This is a genomic window from Janthinobacterium sp. LPB2021202312-11-4 (assembly GCF_037049705.1).
Classification (GTDB): Bacteria; Pseudomonadota; Gammaproteobacteria; order Pseudomonadales; family Pseudomonadaceae; genus Aquipseudomonas.
The window spans coordinates 89,386-105,168 of record NZ_JBAGKV010000017.1 but is presented as its reverse complement, the minus strand read 5'-3'; the positions used below and the strand labels follow the sequence as shown (position 1 = coordinate 105,168).

General features: G+C 61.0%; 15 protein-coding genes. 10 read left to right on the top strand and 5 right to left on the bottom strand.

All coding sequences use genetic code 11. The features are described 5' to 3' along the window. Positions 1–56 precede the first annotated feature (56 nt). The gene (locus tag V5E99_RS18930; protein ID WP_149661803.1) at positions 57–605 is read left to right on the top strand and encodes an RNA polymerase factor sigma-70; all 549 of its coding nucleotides are present in this window, start codon (positions 57–59) and stop codon (positions 603–605) included. A gap of 134 nt (positions 606–739) precedes the next feature. On the opposite strand, the gene V5E99_RS18925 is transcribed toward V5E99_RS18930, so the two are convergent. The 3 genes from V5E99_RS18925 to V5E99_RS18915 all read right to left on the bottom strand — a co-directional run bounded on the left by V5E99_RS18925 (position 740) and on the right by V5E99_RS18915 (position 3,368). Next, complete coding sequence (locus tag V5E99_RS18925; RefSeq protein ID WP_499803800.1) at positions 740–1,753, bottom strand: GNAT family N-acetyltransferase; 1,014 nt, start codon at positions 1,751–1,753, stop codon at positions 740–742. 100 nt (positions 1,754–1,853) lie between these two features. Further along, on the bottom strand, positions 1,854–2,648 hold the full coding sequence (locus tag V5E99_RS18920; protein WP_499803799.1) for a substrate-binding periplasmic protein: 795 nt from the start codon (positions 2,646–2,648) through the stop codon (positions 1,854–1,856). Positions 2,649–2,741: 93 nt separating this feature from the next. Further along, complete coding sequence (locus V5E99_RS18915) at positions 2,742–3,368, bottom strand: TetR/AcrR family transcriptional regulator (RefSeq protein ID WP_499803798.1); 627 nt, start codon at positions 3,366–3,368, stop codon at positions 2,742–2,744. A 190-nt stretch (positions 3,369–3,558) separates the two neighbouring features. Between V5E99_RS18915 and V5E99_RS18910 the strand changes: the two genes are divergently transcribed. The 8 genes from V5E99_RS18910 (at position 3,559) to ppnP (ending at position 12,864) form a co-directional block, all read left to right on the top strand. Then, positions 3,559–5,349, top strand: a complete 1,791-nt coding sequence (locus V5E99_RS18910; RefSeq protein WP_499803797.1) for an acyclic terpene utilization AtuA family protein — start codon at positions 3,559–3,561, stop codon at positions 5,347–5,349. A gap of 12 nt (positions 5,350–5,361) precedes the next feature. Next, positions 5,362–6,231, top strand: a complete 870-nt coding sequence (locus tag V5E99_RS18905; protein WP_499803796.1) for an SDR family oxidoreductase — start codon at positions 5,362–5,364, stop codon at positions 6,229–6,231. A gap of 3 nt (positions 6,232–6,234) precedes the next feature. Then, a complete protein-coding gene (gene atuC, locus V5E99_RS18900; protein WP_499803795.1) occupies positions 6,235–7,851 on the top strand; it encodes a geranyl-CoA carboxylase subunit beta in 1,617 nt (538 codons plus the stop codon). Positions 7,852–7,873: 22 nt separating this feature from the next. Further along, positions 7,874–9,031 (top strand): citronellyl-CoA dehydrogenase, encoded by a 1,158-nt coding sequence (atuD, locus tag V5E99_RS18895; protein ID WP_499803794.1) that lies wholly within the window; start codon positions 7,874–7,876, stop codon positions 9,029–9,031. Beyond that, a complete protein-coding gene (locus V5E99_RS18890) occupies positions 9,028–9,825 on the top strand; it encodes an enoyl-CoA hydratase/isomerase family protein (protein WP_499803793.1) in 798 nt (265 codons plus the stop codon). The genes atuD and V5E99_RS18890 overlap by 4 nt, the downstream gene beginning before the upstream one ends. A gap of 109 nt (positions 9,826–9,934) precedes the next feature. Then, a complete protein-coding gene (locus V5E99_RS18885) occupies positions 9,935–11,896 on the top strand; it encodes an acetyl/propionyl/methylcrotonyl-CoA carboxylase subunit alpha (RefSeq protein WP_499803792.1) in 1,962 nt (653 codons plus the stop codon). A 71-nt stretch (positions 11,897–11,967) separates the two neighbouring features. Next, complete coding sequence (locus V5E99_RS18880) at positions 11,968–12,510, top strand: 3'-5' exonuclease (protein WP_499803791.1); 543 nt, start codon at positions 11,968–11,970, stop codon at positions 12,508–12,510. A gap of 69 nt (positions 12,511–12,579) precedes the next feature. After that, on the top strand, positions 12,580–12,864 hold the full coding sequence (gene ppnP / locus V5E99_RS18875; protein WP_201191215.1) for a pyrimidine/purine nucleoside phosphorylase: 285 nt from the start codon (positions 12,580–12,582) through the stop codon (positions 12,862–12,864). A gap of 70 nt (positions 12,865–12,934) precedes the next feature. Here ppnP and V5E99_RS18870 read toward each other — a convergent pair whose 3' ends face one another. Together V5E99_RS18870 and V5E99_RS18865 are read right to left on the bottom strand one after the other, a co-directional pair. Continuing rightward, positions 12,935–13,741, bottom strand: a complete 807-nt coding sequence (locus V5E99_RS18870) for an MOSC domain-containing protein (RefSeq protein WP_499803790.1) — start codon at positions 13,739–13,741, stop codon at positions 12,935–12,937. Between the two features lie 185 nt (positions 13,742–13,926). Then, the gene (locus V5E99_RS18865) at positions 13,927–14,862 is read right to left on the bottom strand and encodes a chemotaxis protein CheV (protein ID WP_054052105.1); all 936 of its coding nucleotides are present in this window, start codon (positions 14,860–14,862) and stop codon (positions 13,927–13,929) included. Positions 14,863–15,303: 441 nt separating this feature from the next. Between V5E99_RS18865 and V5E99_RS18860 the strand changes: the two genes are divergently transcribed. Beyond that, the gene (locus V5E99_RS18860) at positions 15,304–15,774 is read left to right on the top strand and encodes a hypothetical protein (RefSeq protein WP_499803789.1); all 471 of its coding nucleotides are present in this window, start codon (positions 15,304–15,306) and stop codon (positions 15,772–15,774) included. Positions 15,775–15,783: the final 9 nt, after the last annotated feature.

Below are 15,783 nucleotides of genomic sequence, written 5' to 3'. Positions count from 1 at the left end.
GGACGGCTCCGATGGGCCTGTCGTCCCACAACCCTATTTGCAGCAAGGTGATTTCCATGACGGAACAAGTATCCACAAGCAGGTGCGATTCACCGCTACTTCAGGCATTCGTCGACAATCGACTGATTCTGGTCAAGATTGCAGCCCGCATTACCGGCTGCCGGTCGCGTGCTGAAGACGTGGTGCAAGATGCGTTTTTCCGGCTGCAATCGGCGCCGCAGATCACGTCTTCGATCAAGGCACAGCTCAGTTACCTGTTCCAGATCGTGCGCAACCTGGCGATCGACCACTACCGCAAGCAGGCGCTGGAGCTGAAGTATTCGGGCCCTGAAGAAGAGGGTTTGAACGTGGTGATCCAGGGCGCGTCGCCGGAAACCTCGCACATCAACTTCTCGACCCTGGAACACATCGCCGACGCGCTGACCGAGCTGCCCAGCCGTACCCGCTACGCGTTCGAGATGTACCGCTTGCACGGCGTGCCGCAAAAGGACATCGCCAAGGAACTCGGCGTCTCGCCGACCTTGGTGAACTTCATGATTCGCGATGCGCTGGTGCATTGCCGCAAGGTGTCGGGCAGTCGCGCGGATACGTTTGCCCGTCGTTAAAAGCTTCGCGGGCAAGCCTCGCTCCTACAGGTTTAGTGCCAACCGTGCCATTGCGGCTCGACGCAAAACCTGTAGGAGCGAGGCTTGCCCGCGAAGGCTGACTCAAGACCGCAACGGATCTTGAGCCTCAAGCATCAAGCCAACCTGCACCGATCAAAAAACCGCTCACGCCCCAACATCATCAGCGCGGCGCGTTTGTGCGGGAAGTCGAACTCTTTCTCACAGTGGAAACACTGATTGTGCATATGCCCGATCATCTTCGCGTTGTCGGCGCGAGGCTCGGCGACCACGCGCTGGGTGCGCGGATCATCGAGAAACAGGTAATGCACCAGCGCCGATAACCAGCTCGCCACTTTGTGCGGGCCGCGATGCGCCTCCTCCCCGACCAGCATGTGAATGCCGCGGTCGTAATCGCCGGCGTCATAGAATGGCGCGATGCGATCCTCCTTGGCCCAGTAGGCTTCAAAGTACGCAAACGGCTGATCATCGAAACAGCCGATCAGCGTCAAGGTGTGCGGGTCGGCGTCGAGTTTGCTCAGGTACTCGCGATGTTTCTCGAGGCTGCCCTCCTCCTGCCAGAAACTGGCTACCCGCGGGCTGTTCTGCCAGCGATTGAAACGGGTCAGGTCCTGCTCGATTTCCAGCGTGCGCAATGAAACCCAGGCCCCGAGCCGTGCATCGAAACGCCGATAGACTTCGCCGCGCGGTTTGACCGGGCGCAGCGGATGACGCTTGGCGTTGCTGATGACCATCTGCTGCGGGTAGCTGCCGGTCAGCGACTCGCCAAGCCACGGCTGCGGCAACTGCCAGAACAGCGTGCGTTCACAACGGTACTCACCCACGGTTTCAGTCGCGATCAGCAAACCACTGAGCAAGGCCTCGGTCGGTGCTTCGCCCAGACGCCAGGTCAGGCGTTGGCAGGCCGGGTCGCGGGCGAACAGCCAATAACACGCCGCCCAGAACGCCTGACTGGCGGGCAGGCCGAAGCGTTCTTCGACTTCCAGGTGCAACTCGGGCTCGCGGGTCAGGCGCAAACGGATCAGCGATTGCCCTTCCAGGCTCAAGCTCAGGCGTGTTTCGGTTTCATCGGCTACAAGACTGCGCCCTGACGGCAAGGCCAGGGCAGTCAGGTCATTCAGATTGGACATGGGTCGGGCTCACAGTAATCGTCGACAGTTCAACGATGTGACGTGAGCCGGGGCGGGAAATTTAAGCGAAGGGGTTAAATCCGCGACCTGCGGCACCTTTTCAGGGTTTGGGCACCGGTACCACGGCGATTTTGTACGGCTCGAAAATCTTCAGCATCTGGCCGTTATCGCGCAGGCCTTGCAGCAACTTGCTGAAAGCGGGGCCGCTGATCGGTGCCGCCGGGCTGAGCAGTGCGTAGTGGTGATAAACCTGATCGATACGTTGGGACACCAGCAACTGATCGGCGACTTTCTCGTTGCGCAGCAGGTAATCACTCAAGTAGGAACGCGTGACCAGGGCAATGTCCGCCCGCCCGCGCAGCACCATCAGCAGGTTGCTGTCATGGGAATAAGTCAGCGTGGCGTTGTAGTTTTGCGCGAGGAATTTCGGGTCGGCGTTGAAGTTGGCGAACTCATAGTGATAACCGCTGAACAGCGCCAGACGCTTGCCGGTGAGGTCGGCAAAGTAACTCTCGCGACGTTCAGGCTCACGTTGCGCGACAAAAATCTCGGCGTCTTCCAGGCCCATGTCGACGGTGGTGTGCGGAATGTCCTTCCAGCCCCAGTCCGGGTTTTCGAAGATCGCCATGTCGATGCGACCTTGCTTGAAATCACCGAAACGCCGGGGAATCGAGGTTGGCACCAGCACAAACTGGTAATCGGTTTGCAACTGGTTCAGCGCTTCGACCAACTGCGGCAGCAAACCGGTGTCGGCGCCGGACTCCGGGCGCACCGTGTAAGGAGGGAAATGCGCGGCACCGACCCGCACCTGTTGCGCGGCCTGGGACGGCAATATCCAGAGTACTGTCAGTGCCGCCAGCAAAATCCGCGAGACCGTCCACTTTGGCGAAGACATCAAAACAACCTACTCCCCGAAAAAAATACCCATCATTGCATTCAAGCTAGGCGGTTTCGCCTACTTAGCCAGTTTATTGTCGAGATAGACACATCACGGCTTCTCTTCGAGCACCAGAATCAGTGCCTCTTCGGCCAATTGATCGAGGCTCATGCTGCCACCGGCACGAAACCAGGTGGTGGTCCAGGACAACGCTCCCGTCAAAAACCGCCGGGTGATGAACACATCGCCGCGAATAAACCCGGCGTCCTTGGCCTCACCGAGCACCTGCAGCCAGAGGTCTTCATAAATGTCACGCAGCGCCAGTACCTGGGCCTGCCCTTCATCAGACAGCGAGCGCCATTCGTAGACCAGCACCGCCATCGCCTCGCCGCTGCCGCCCATGATCGACTGCAATTCGCAGCGGATCAGCGCCAGCACCCGTTCGCGCACATCAGCGGCCTCGGCCAGTGCTGCGTGCATCAGCGCAGTGTTGTAGCGAATGGTTTCTTCCATCACGGCGCGCAGGATCTCGTCCTTGCTTTTGAAGTGATGAAAAATACTGCCCGACTGAATGCCCACGGCACTGGCCAGATCGCGCACCGTGGTGCGTTCGTAGCCTTTATTGCGGAACAGGTGAGCCGCCACTTGCAGCAGTTTGCCGCGGGCGCTGTCCGGGTCGGTCAACTGGCCGTTGTCGACCAATTCGCGCATCACCCTCAGGGCTTTTTGCTCGTCCACCCGTTCTCTCCTACAGTCGATCAGTCAAATGCGCCGCTCGCCGCTAAAACAGCGGGGTTGCGCGGGCAATTTAAGCTGGCGAGGGCGACCAAGCAAGCGCTTGGGAAGAAGATATTTCAGACGTTTACAAACCAAGCGCTTGCTTGGTAGTCTCAAGCCACTTCCGTCTGACCTGACCATGGAGTTGACCGTGCCAAAAACAATCCGCATCGGTTGTGCCAGTGCCTTCTGGGGCGACACCTCGACCGCCGCCGCGCAACTGGTGCAGGGCGGGCACCTGGACTATCTGGTGTTCGACTATTTGGCCGAAATCACAATGTCGATCATGGCCGGCGCGCGGATGAAAGATCCCCAGGCCGGCTATGCCAGCGACTTCATCGAAGTCCTCGCCCCGCTGCTTCCTCAACTCGCCGAACACCAGATCCGCGTCATCAGCAATGCCGGCGGCGTCAACCCGCAGGCCTGCGCGGCGGCCCTGCAAGCGGCGTGCGACAAGGCCGGGGTGGCGCTGAAGATCGCCGTGCTGCTGGGCGATGACCTGCAACCGCAGTTCAAACAGCTGAGCAGCCAGGGTCTGCGCGAAATGTTCAGCGGCGCGCCGTTGCCTCCCATGTGCGTGTCCACCAATGCGTACCTCGGCGCGCCAGGCATTGTCGAAGCCCTGCGCCTGGGCGCCGACATCGTGATCACCGGGCGGGTGGTCGACAGCGCCGTGGTCAGCGCCGCGCTGGTGCATGAATTCGGCTGGTCGTGGCACGACTACGACAAACTGGCCCAAGCGGCGCTGGCCGGGCACCTCATCGAATGCGGCGCCCAATGCACCGGCGGCAACTTCACCGACTGGCGCGAGGTGCCCGACTACGAGCACATCGGTTTCCCCATCGTCGAAGTCAGCGCCGACAGCCAGTTCATCGTCAGCAAACCCGAAGGCTCCGGCGGACTGGTCACGCCGCTGACCGTTGGCGAACAAATGCTGTATGAAATTGGCGACCCGCAGGCCTATCTGCTGCCGGACGTGGTCTGCGATTTCAGCCAGGTCAAACTTCAACAACAAGGCAAGAACGCGGTTCAGGTGCACGGTGCCAAAGGCCTGCCGCCCACCGACCAATACAAGGTCAGCGCCACTTACCCGGACGGTTTCCGCTGCACCGCCAGTTGCCTGATCGCCGGTATCGATGCAGTGGACAAGGCGCGGCGGGTCAGCGAAGCGATCATCAACAAGACGTCGGAGATTTTCAGCCAGCGCGGCTGGGCGCCCTACAGCGAAGTGAATATCGAACTGCTCGGCAGCGAGGCCACCTATGGCCCCCACGGCCAGCGCCAGGACAGCCGCGAAGTGGTGATCAAACTCGCCGTGCGCCATCCGGGCAAACAGGCCTTGATCGTGTTCTCCCGGGAAATCGCCCAGGCCGCCACCGGCATGGCGCCGGGGCTGACCGGGATCGTCGGCGGCCGGCCGACGGTGTATCCGCTGATCCGGCTGTTCTCGTTCCTGATCGACAAAAATGCCTGTTCGCTGGAAATTGATCTCAACGGTCAGCGCCACCCCTGCGCCCTGCCCACCCTCGATGCACTCGACCCGGCGGATTTGCCCGTGCCGTTCGATCCCCCCAAACCCACCGAGCGGGCCGATGCCAGCGTGGCATTGGTCAAACTCGCCGTCGCCCGTTCCGGCGACAAGGGCAATCACAGCAACATCGGAGTCATGGCGCGGCAGCCACAGTTCCTGCCATGGATCGCCGAAGCGCTGACCCCGGAGGTGATGGTCGACTGGATGAGCCACATACTTGATCCGGTCCACGGCCGGGTCGAGCGCTGGTACTTGCCCGGCACCCACAGCTTGAATTTTCTGCTGGAAAACGCCCTTGGCGGTGGCGGCGTGGCCAGCCTGCGGATCGATCCGCAAGGCAAGGCCTTCGCCCAGCAACTGCTGGAGATCCAGATTCCGGTGCCTCAGTGCATCGCCGACCAGGTCAACTAGAGGACCGCTGCCATGGCTTACGACTCGATTTTCAAACCCGACCTGTTCGCCGGCCAAACCATTATTGTCACCGGCGGCGGCAGCGGCATCGGTCGCTGCACCGCCCACGAACTGGCGGCCCTCGGTGCCCATGTGCTGCTGGTCGGACGCAAGGCCGACAAACTGAAAGCCGTCGCCGCCGAAATTGCAGAAGACGGTGGCAAGGCTGACTGGAAGACCTGCGACATTCGCGAGGAAGAAGCGGTCAAGCACCTGGTCAGCGAGTTGATCCGCCTGTACGGGCCGATTCACGGCCTGGTCAACAATGCCGGCGGGCAGTTCCCGTCGGCATTGGCCTCGATCAATCAGAAGGGTTTCGAAACCGTGATGCGCACCAATCTGGTCGGCGGTTTCCTGATGGCCCGGGAAGTCTTCAACCAGTCCATGAGCAAGCATGGCGGCAGCATCGTCAACATGCTCGCCGACATGTGGGGCGGGATGCCCGGCATGGGCCACTCGGGGGCCGCACGCTCGGGCATGGACAACCTGACCAAGACTGCGGCGTTCGAATGGGGTTACGCCGGGGTGCGGATCAATGCCGTAGCGCCGGGCTGGATTGCGTCCAGCGGCATGGACACCTACGAAGGCGCGTTCAAGGCTGTGATTCCAACCCTGCGCGAGCATGTACCACTCAAGCGTATCGGCACCGAATCGGAAGTCAGCGCGGCGATTGTTTTCCTGCTGAGCCCGGCGGCGGCGTTTGTCAGCGGCAGTACTTTGCGCATCGACGGCGCGGCGAGCCTGGGCGGTCGGGCGTGGCCGATCCATAAAGCGCAGAACAGCGAGTCCTATAACGGCTTCCACCGTGCCTATTTGCCCGATGTACTCAAGGACAAGGAATAAGCCATGCCGGTGATCCAGTCCCAGGTAGACCCGTTCAGCGAACAGTTCGCCCGCAATCGCGCGGCGATGCTGGTGGCTATCGAGCATGTCCGCCAACTCGAACAAAACCTGCTGAACAAGGCTGCCGAAGCCAAGGAGAAATTTGACAAGCGCGGCCAGTTGCTACCCCGTGAACGTCTTAACCTGCTGCTCGACCCTGGCGCACCGTTCCTCGAACTGGCGAGCCTGGCCGGTTACAAGTTGCACGACGACAAGGATGGCAGTTCCGCCGGCGGCGGATTGATTGCCGGCATTGGTTATGTCTCTGGAGTACGAGTGCTGGTGGTGGCGAACAACAGCGCGATCAAGGGCGGGACCATTTCCCCCAGCGGTCTGAAGAAATCCCTGCGCCTGCAACAGATCGCCATGGAAAACAAACTGCCGGTGATCACCCTCGCCGAGAGCGGCGGCGCCAACCTCAATTACGCCGCCGAAATTTTCGTCGAAGGTGCCCGCAGCTTTGCCAATCAGGCGCGAATGTCGGCCATGGGCTTGCCGCAAATCACCGTGGTCCACGGCTCGGCCACGGCGGGTGGCGCTTATCAGCCAGGGTTGTCGGATTACGTGGTGGTGGTACGCGGCAAGGCCAAGCTGTTTCTCGCCGGCCCGCCGTTGCTCAAGGCTGCCACCGGCGAAATCGCCACCGATGAAGAACTGGGCGGCGCCGAGATGCATGCACAAACCGCCGGCACCGCCGAGTACCTGGCCGAAAACGATGCCGATGGCGTGCGTCTGGTGCGCGAGATCGTCAGCCTGTTGGCTTGGAACGAGCAGTTGCCGTGGCTGCCCGAACCGCAGTGGAAGGAACCGCTTTACCCCATCGACGAACTCTTGGGCCTGATCCCGGACGATCCGAAAAAACCCTACGACGTGCGCGAAATCATCGCCCGGATTGCCGACAGCTCGAACTTCCTTGAATTCAAGAGCGAGTTCGATCAGCAGACAGTCTGCGGCCACCTGAAAATCCAGGGTCGTGCCTGCGGCTTTATCGGCAACAACGGCCCGATCACGCCCAAAGGCGCGAGCAAAGCGGCGCAGTTCATTCAGCTCTGCGACCAGAGCCAGACGCCGCTGCTGTTTTTCCACAACACCACCGGGTTCATGGTCGGCACCGAATCGGAACAGCAAGGCGTGATCAAGCACGGCGCGAAGATGATTCAAGCGGTGGCCAATGCCCGGGTGCCGAAACTGACCATTGTCGTCGGTGGCTCCTACGGTGCCGGCAATTACGCGATGTGCGGCCGTGGCCTCGACCCGCGTTTCATCTTCGCCTGGCCCAACAGCCGCACTGCCGTGATGGGTGGCGCCCAGGCCGGCAAGGTGCTGCGGATCGTCACTGAGGCCAAGCAACTCAAGGACGGCCTGGTGCCGGACCCGAAAATGCTCGACATGCTGGAGCAGGTCACCGCGCAGAAACTCGACAGCCAGTCCACTGCGCTCTACGGCAGCGCCAGTTTGTGGGATGACGGGCTGATCGATCCCCGGGATACCCGCACCTTGCTCGGGTATTTGCTGGATATCTGCCACGAGGCCGAGATTCGACCGCTGCAACCCAACAGTTTTGGTGTAGCCCGCTTCTAGGGCGTTCAGGAGAACAATAAAAATGATCTTCACCCAGGAACACGAAGCACTGCGCCGCACCGTTCGCCAATTCGTCGATCACGAGATCAACCCGCACGTCGAGGAATGGGAAAAGGCTGGACGCTTTCCGATCCATGACATTTTCCGCAAGGCCGGCGATCTCGGTCTGCTGGGGATTTCCAAACCGGAAAAATTCGGTGGCATGGCCCTCGACTACAGCTATTCGATCGTCGCCGCCGAAGAGTTCGGCACCATCCATTGCGGCGGGATTCCCATGTCCATCGGCGTACAGACCGACATGTGCACCCCGGCCCTCGCCCGGTTCGGCTCCGATGAACTGCGTGAAGAGTTCCTGCGTCCCGCGATCACCGGCGAGCAAGTCGGTTGCATTGGCGTCTCGGAAGTCGGCGCCGGTTCCGATGTCGCCGGGCTGAAAACCACCGCCCGCAAGGATGGCGACGACTACGTGATCAACGGCAGCAAGATGTGGATCACCAACTCGCCGAGCGCCGACTTCATCTGTTTGCTGGCCAATACTTCGGACGACAAACCGCACATCAACAAGTCGCTGATCATGGTGCCAATGAATACACCCGGCATCAGCCTGAGTTCGCACCTGGACAAACTCGGCATGCGCAGCTCGGAAACCGCCCAGGTGTTTTTCGACAATGTGCGGGTGCCACAGCGCAACCGTATCGGCCACGAAGGCGCGGGGTTCATGATGCAGATGTTGCAGTTCCAGGAGGAGCGGCTGTTCGGCGCGGCCAACATGATCAAGGGCCTGGAATACTGCATCGACAGCACCATCGAGTACTGCAAGGAACGCAAGACCTTCGGCAATGCGCTGATCGACAACCAGGTGATTCACTTTCGCCTGGCCGAATTGCAGACCGAAATCGAATGCCTGCGGGCGCTGGTCTACCAGGCCACCGAGCAGTACATCAAAGGCCAGGACGTCACGCGTCTGGCGTCGATGGCCAAACTCAAGGCCGGACGCCTGGGCCGGGAAGTCAGCGACAGTTGCCTGCAATACTGGGGCGGCATGGGTTTCATGTGGGACAACCCGGTGGCCCGGGCCTACCGCGATGTTCGGCTGGTGTCGATCGGCGGTGGCGCCGACGAAATCATGCTGGGGATCATCTGCAAACTCATGGGCACCCTGCCGGGGAAAAAGAAATGAACAGCCTGCCGGATTGCCAGACGCTGTTGCTTGAACCCCACAACGGCGTGCTGCACATCACCCTTAACCGCCCGCAAAGCCGCAACGCCATGAGCTTGCAGATGGTTGCCGAACTGCGCGCGGTGCTGGCGGCGGTGCGCGATGACCGAGCCGTTCGGGCCTTGGTGATTGGCGGTGCCGATGGGCATTTCTGTGCCGGCGGCGACATCAAAGACATGGCCAACGCCCGCGCTCAAGGCCCGGAGGCCTATCGCGATTTGAACCGGGCGTTCGGCACGCTGTTGCAAGAGGTGCAACACGCGCCGCAAGTGGTGATCACGATTTTGCAGGGCGCGGTACTGGGCGGTGGTTTTGGACTGGCCTGCGTCAGCGACGTGGCGCTGGCCGATCATCAGGCGCAGTTCGGTTTGCCGGAAACCAGCCTCGGCCTGTTGCCGGCGCAGATCGCACCGTTCGTGGTCCAGCGCATCGGCCTGACCCAGGCCCGCAGACTGGCGCTGACGGCGGCGCGGTTCGATGGCATCCAGGCCAAGCGGATCGGCCTGGTGCATTTCGTCGAGCACGACCCGCAAGCCCTCGCCGAGCGCCTCGAGGAGGTGTTGGCCCATGTGTTGTGCTGCGCACCGGGAGCCAATGCGCAGACTAAAAAACTCTTGCTGGCGAGTGCCGGGCAGCCGTCCGAGGCGCTGCTGGATCAAGCGGCCCAGTGGTTCAGCGAAGCGGTGACCGGGGCCGAGGGCGTTGAGGGGACGATGGCCTTCGTGCAAAAACGCAAACCGGGGTGGGCGCCCTAAAAGCATCGCGGGCAAGCCTTGCTCCTATAGGGCATTGCGCAAACCTGTAGGAGCAAGGCTTGCCCGCGAAGAGGCCATCACCTTCACCGCACAACTTGAGAGACGACCCATGCCCGGACTCAACAAAATCCTGATCGCCAACCGTGGTGAAATTGCCTGCCGCATCCAGCGCACTGCCCAGGCCTTGGGCTACCGCACGGTCGCAGTCTTCAGTGACGCCGACGCCGATGCCCTGCACGTGCAAATGGCCGACGAAGCCGTAAACATCGGCCCGGCCCCGGTGCAGCAGTCCTACTTGAACATCCCGGCGATCATCGAGGCCGCCCGGCGCACCGGGGCCGACGCCATCCATCCCGGCTATGGCTTCCTCTCGGAAAACGCCGCGTTCGCCCTTGCCTGCCAACAGGCCAGCCTCACCTTTATCGGCCCCAGCCCCGAAGCCATCGAACTGATGGGCAGCAAACGCCTGTCAAAAATCGCCATGCTCGCGGCGGGCGTGCCCTGCATCGACGGCTATCAGGGCGCCGGACAGGACGACGCGACCCTGAGTCGCGAGGCTGAACGCATTGGCTACCCGCTAATGATCAAGGCCAGCGCTGGCGGCGGCGGGCGGGGTATGCGCCTGGTGCACAACGCCAGTGATTTGCTGGAGCAACTGCGCACCGCCCGCTCTGAAGCGCTGAACGGGTTTGGCAGCGATGAACTGATCCTCGAACAGGCACTGATTGACCCGCGCCATGTTGAGGTTCAAGTGTTCGGCGACCAACACGGCAACCTGATCTACCTCGGCGAGCGCGACTGTTCGATCCAGCGTCGACATCAGAAAATCATCGAGGAAGCGCCCTGCCCGGTGATGACCGCCGAACTGCGCCGGGCCATGGGCGAAGCGGCGCTCAAAGCCGGGCGAGCGGTGAATTACGTCGGTGCCGGCACGGTGGAATTCCTGCTGGATGCCCGTGGGCAGTTTTATTTTCTGGAGATTAACACCCGGTTGCAGGTGGAACATCCGGTGACCGAGCTGATCACCGGCCTGGATCTGGTGGCCTGGCAACTGCACGTTGCCGAAGGCCTGCCGCTGCCGTTGCGCCAGGATCAAGTGCAACTCAACGGGCATGCCATCGAGGTGCGCCTGTACGCCGAAGACCCGGCCCAGGGCTTCCTGCCGCAGACCGGGCGGATCAGCGCTTGGGCGCCGGCCTTGCAAAACGGCGTGCGCATCGACCATGGCCTGATCGAAGGCCAACACGTCAGCCCGTTCTACGACCCGATGCTCGGCAAGCTCATCGCCCACGGCGCCACCCGCGAAGAGGCCCGGCGCAAGTTGCTGCGGGCGGTGCAGGACAGCGTGTTGCTGGGTGTGCAAAGCAATCAGCGGCTGCTCGCCAGCCTGTTGGAACATCCGCAATTCATTCGCGGCGAGTTCAGCACCGGGTTTATCCCAACGCACTTTGCGGAGCATCCTTGCCTGCATGCCCATATCCCCAGCGCCGAAGAGTTGGCCATCGCCGCAGCGCTGATGTATCGAGCCTCCGCGCACCAACACTCGGCCCCATTGGCCGGTTGGCGCAACAACGCCAGCGTGCCGCTGCACTACCGCATCGGCGTGGAAGACTCTGACTGGATCGTGGAACTGAACGCAGTGCCTGGCGAACCTTACCGGTTACAGATCGACGGGCGCACGCTTGAACTGAAGATCATCCACTGCGACGCCCACCACGCCACCCTGGAAATCGACGGCATCCGCCAGCGCCAGGCCTATCGCTTCGACGCCGGGCAACTCTGGCTATTCACCCGCCCCGGCAGCCTGCAGTTGGAGGACCGCACCCAAACCCCGGTCAACAGCCAGATCAGTGTCAGCTCCGGCACGCTCAAGGCGCCGATGGACGGGGCGATTGTCGACGTGCTGGTCCGTGAGGGCAGTACCGTTAGCAAAGGCCAACTGCTGGTGGTGCTGGAAGCCATGAAAATGGAGCATCCGCTCAAATCCGGCATCGACGGCGTGCTGAAACGCTTGCAAGTCAGGGTTGGCGACCAAGTCAAAAATCGTCAGATTTTGTTGGAGGTCGAATAAGACGCTAGGCGTATCCGCCGGGTTTGGCTACGCTCAAGCCCTATCAGGACGCGGATACCAGGAACCTTGCGATGCCTCACTGGTTGGTCATTGATCTGGAAGCCACCACCGATGAGGGCGGCTGGCCAGTCACGGAAATGGAAATCATCGAAATCGGTGCCACCCTGGTGGACCGAAAAGGTCGAGAAGTGGATCAGTTCCAGCGCTTCGTGCGCCCGACGCGCCGGCCCTTGCTGACGCCGTTTTGTCGGGAACTGACCCACATCACCCAGGCCAATATCGATGCGGCGCAACCGCTGACCGAGGTCTGGGCGGCATTCGAGCATTGGCTCACCCAGCACCACTCGGTTCTGGAAGGTTGGGCCAGTTGGGGGGATTACGACCGCCAACAATTGGTGCAGGAATGGCAGCGCCTGCAACTCGACAGCGTGTTGAGCCGGGTGCCGCACATGAACCTCAAACAGCGCTTCGCCAAGACCCGGCGGCTTGAACGTCCCCTGGGGCTTAACGCCGCGCTGCAATTGGCCGGCATGCAGTTCAACGGCCAGCAACACCGGGCGCTGGAAGATGCACGTAATACCGCGCGGTTGTTACCGCTGGTTCTGCCCATCTAGAGAGGTGACGGCGCCAAGGGCCTTGTGCATACTGGCCGGCCCTTTTAAGCCCTTTTCGAGGAATCGCCCATGTTTAAAGTCAACGAGTACTTCGACGGCACCGTCAAGTCGATCGCTTTCGGCACCGCTGAAGGTCCGGCGACTATCGGCGTCATGGCCCCGGGCGAATACGAATTCGGCACCAGCCAGCGTGAAATCATGCACGTGGTGACCGGCGCCCTGACCGTCAAACTGCCAGATGCCAATGACTGGGAAACCTTCGCTGCCGGCAGCCAGTTCAACGTGCCCGCCAACAGCAAGTTCCAGTTGAAAGTGGCCGTCGACACTGCTTACCTGTGCGAATACCGCGGCTAAAACCCTGGGTTTCACAGTGACAAAAAAATGCCCGTGTCCTTGGACACGGGCATTTTTCATTCCTCGGAGACTATTCGAGAATCGTCACTGGCATGCCCACTTCCAGTCGGCCATTGCTGTCGTTGACCAGGTTCTGGCCAAACATCGCGCCATCTTCCTCGGCCCGGTACTTCTGCAACGTGGCCAGCGGCTCGCGATCATCGCTGCGCTCACCGGTCTGCGGATCGATGGTGGTCAGGATGCACCGCGAGCAGGACTTGACCACCCGGAACTCAACGTCGCCGATGCGAATGCGCTTCCAGCCATCCTCGGCATACGCGTCACTGCCCTCGATCACCAGGTTCGGGCGAAAGCGCAGCATTTCCAGCGAACGGCCGACCTTGCTCGACAAGTCTTCCAGCGACGCCTGGCCAATCAGCAGCAACGGAAAGCCATCGGCGAACGCCACCTGATCGTCATCCTTGCCATAACCGGCCTGGGTGGTGCGTGCACGGTCCAGTGGCACTTGCACCAGCCGCGTCGGTTTACCGATGAATTGGCTGACCCAGGCCCCTGCCGCATCGCCGGCATCGGGCACGCGCAGGGTGTCGCGCCAAATGGTTACACCGCGTAATTCCGCGTCGCTGCCGGGCAAGGCAATATCGATGGGGGAATGGCCAGGCGCGCTGAGGGTCAAGCCACCGTCGGCATTCCACAGCGCTGACAACTGGCTCATCTGCGCCACGGCGCGCTGGGTCAGGAAGCGCCCGCTGGCCTCGTCCACCAGCATCCAGCGTCGATCCCCGTCCAGGCCAAGTTTGTCGAGGCTGACGTGTTGCAGGGTCTCGCCCTTGCCGGATTTCAACGGATAACGATAAAGCGCGCTCAGACGCAGCATGGCCAGCTCCCTGGTGGGCAAAAAACGCCACCCTATACGAGCTTGATCGCTGAATCAAAGACTGAGATCACTACAGCCCCTGTGGGAGCGGGCTTGCTCGCGAAAGCGGTACATCAGTCACCAATCATGTCGACTGACACGACCTCTTCGCGAGCGAGCCCGCTCCCACAGTAGGCCAGGCGTTATCAGGCCGGTACTTCGTCGAGCATCAGGCGCTGGCGCACCACGTCGACAAGTTTGTCCGGCTGGAACTTGGACAGGAAGTTGTCGCAGCCGACCTTCTTGACCATCGAGTCGTTGAAGCTGCCGGACAACGACGTGTGCAAGACCACATAGAGGCCACGCAGACGCGGGTCATTACGGATTTCGGTGGTCAGGCGATAACCGTCCATTTCCGGCATTTCGGCGTCGGTGAAGATCATCAGCAGCTTGTCGGTCATGACCACACCGGTATCGGCCCAGGCCTTGAGCATGTTCAGCGCCTTCAAACCATCGCTGGCGATGTGCATTTTCACGCCCAACTGGCCGAGGGTGTCGCGCAATTGCGAGAGCGCCACGTTGGAGTCGTCCACCAGCAGCACTTCGCGGCCACGGGCGCGCTCCAGCACCGGGTCATCCAATTTGTCCTTGGAGACCTTGGCGTTGTACGGGACGATTTCGGCGAGGACTTTTTCCACGTCGATGATTTCCACCAACTGATCATCGACCTTGCTGATGGCCGTCAGGTAATGCTGGCGGCCGGCGCTGGTCGGCGGCGGCAGAATGGCTTCCCAGTTCATGTTGACGATGCGGTCCACGCCACCGACCAGGAACGCCTGCACCGAGCGGTTGTACTCGGTAACAATAATGGTGCTGGTAGGGCTTGGCACCAGCGGACGCATGCCGATGGCCTGGGACAGGTCGATCACCGGCAGCGTCTGGCCGCGCAGGTTGACCACGCCACAGACAAACGGATGGCGCTGGGGCATCAGGGTCAGTTTTGGCAGTTGCAGCACTTCCTGCACTTTGAAGACGTTGATCGCGAACAATTGCCGCCCGGCCAGCCGGAACATGAGAATTTCCAGGCGATTCTCACCCACCAGTTGCGTGCGTTGGTCTACCGTGTCGAGAATGCCGGCCATCAATGACTCCTGGGCTTGTTCTAATGAATTCACTAAAGGGTGTTATCGGCTGTTATTGCCGGAGCTTGACCCCTGCACAAAATGCCACGCTCAAGCATTGATGTCACATTAACATCATGCTTTACTGGCCCCGCAATTTCATCTGCTTCATTCCCTGCCGCGCGACCTCGGTTTGCACGTTAGGTTCCCCTGCGTAAGGGATTCCCCTAGCAACAATCAGGTCCAACCTGATATTCGCGATATCCAATAGCCATTAATGTGACGCCATTCTCATTGCATGAACGGAGTCAGGCTTTTGTGTGCGATCGCAGGTCAGTGGCCCTCCACCCTCTCGAGTTCTCTAGCGTGCGCACAAGCCAGCCGATGCGCGCTTGTACGACAACTCGTGATCATCGACACACACGACATTCCCTCATCTGACATGACGTGGTGGAGATAAGCATGGCGAACGACCATAAAGAGGGGCCTCTGCGGCTTCCGGAGTTTCTCGTCGAGGCTGACACACTCCTGGCCAAATCCGAGGAGTGCCTCAGTCATTTACAGCTGATCAGCAATGACACGGACGCCATCGACTGCATGCTCAGCACGCTCCTCAAACTGGCAAACGGGGCCGATGCCCTGGCGCTGGAGGCGGTTTCGGAGTTCTCGCTGCATATTCATGGCCTGTTGAACCATGCCCAACATCACAGTGCCCTCAATGACCAGGCGCTGGCCGCGTTGAAGGACTGCTTCACCCTGCTGGCCTGGCAACTTGAACTTATTGATCCGAAAACCGGCCAGTTGAGCCTTGATGACAGCGAGCAAGTCTCGCTGATCGAAGCCTTTGCCTTTCAGGTCGGTCAAAGCCGGTTTCAGCCCCCCGCCCATGCCAAACCGCTGACCCTGGTATCGTTCTCGGAACGGCAAGCTTAAATGTGCCAG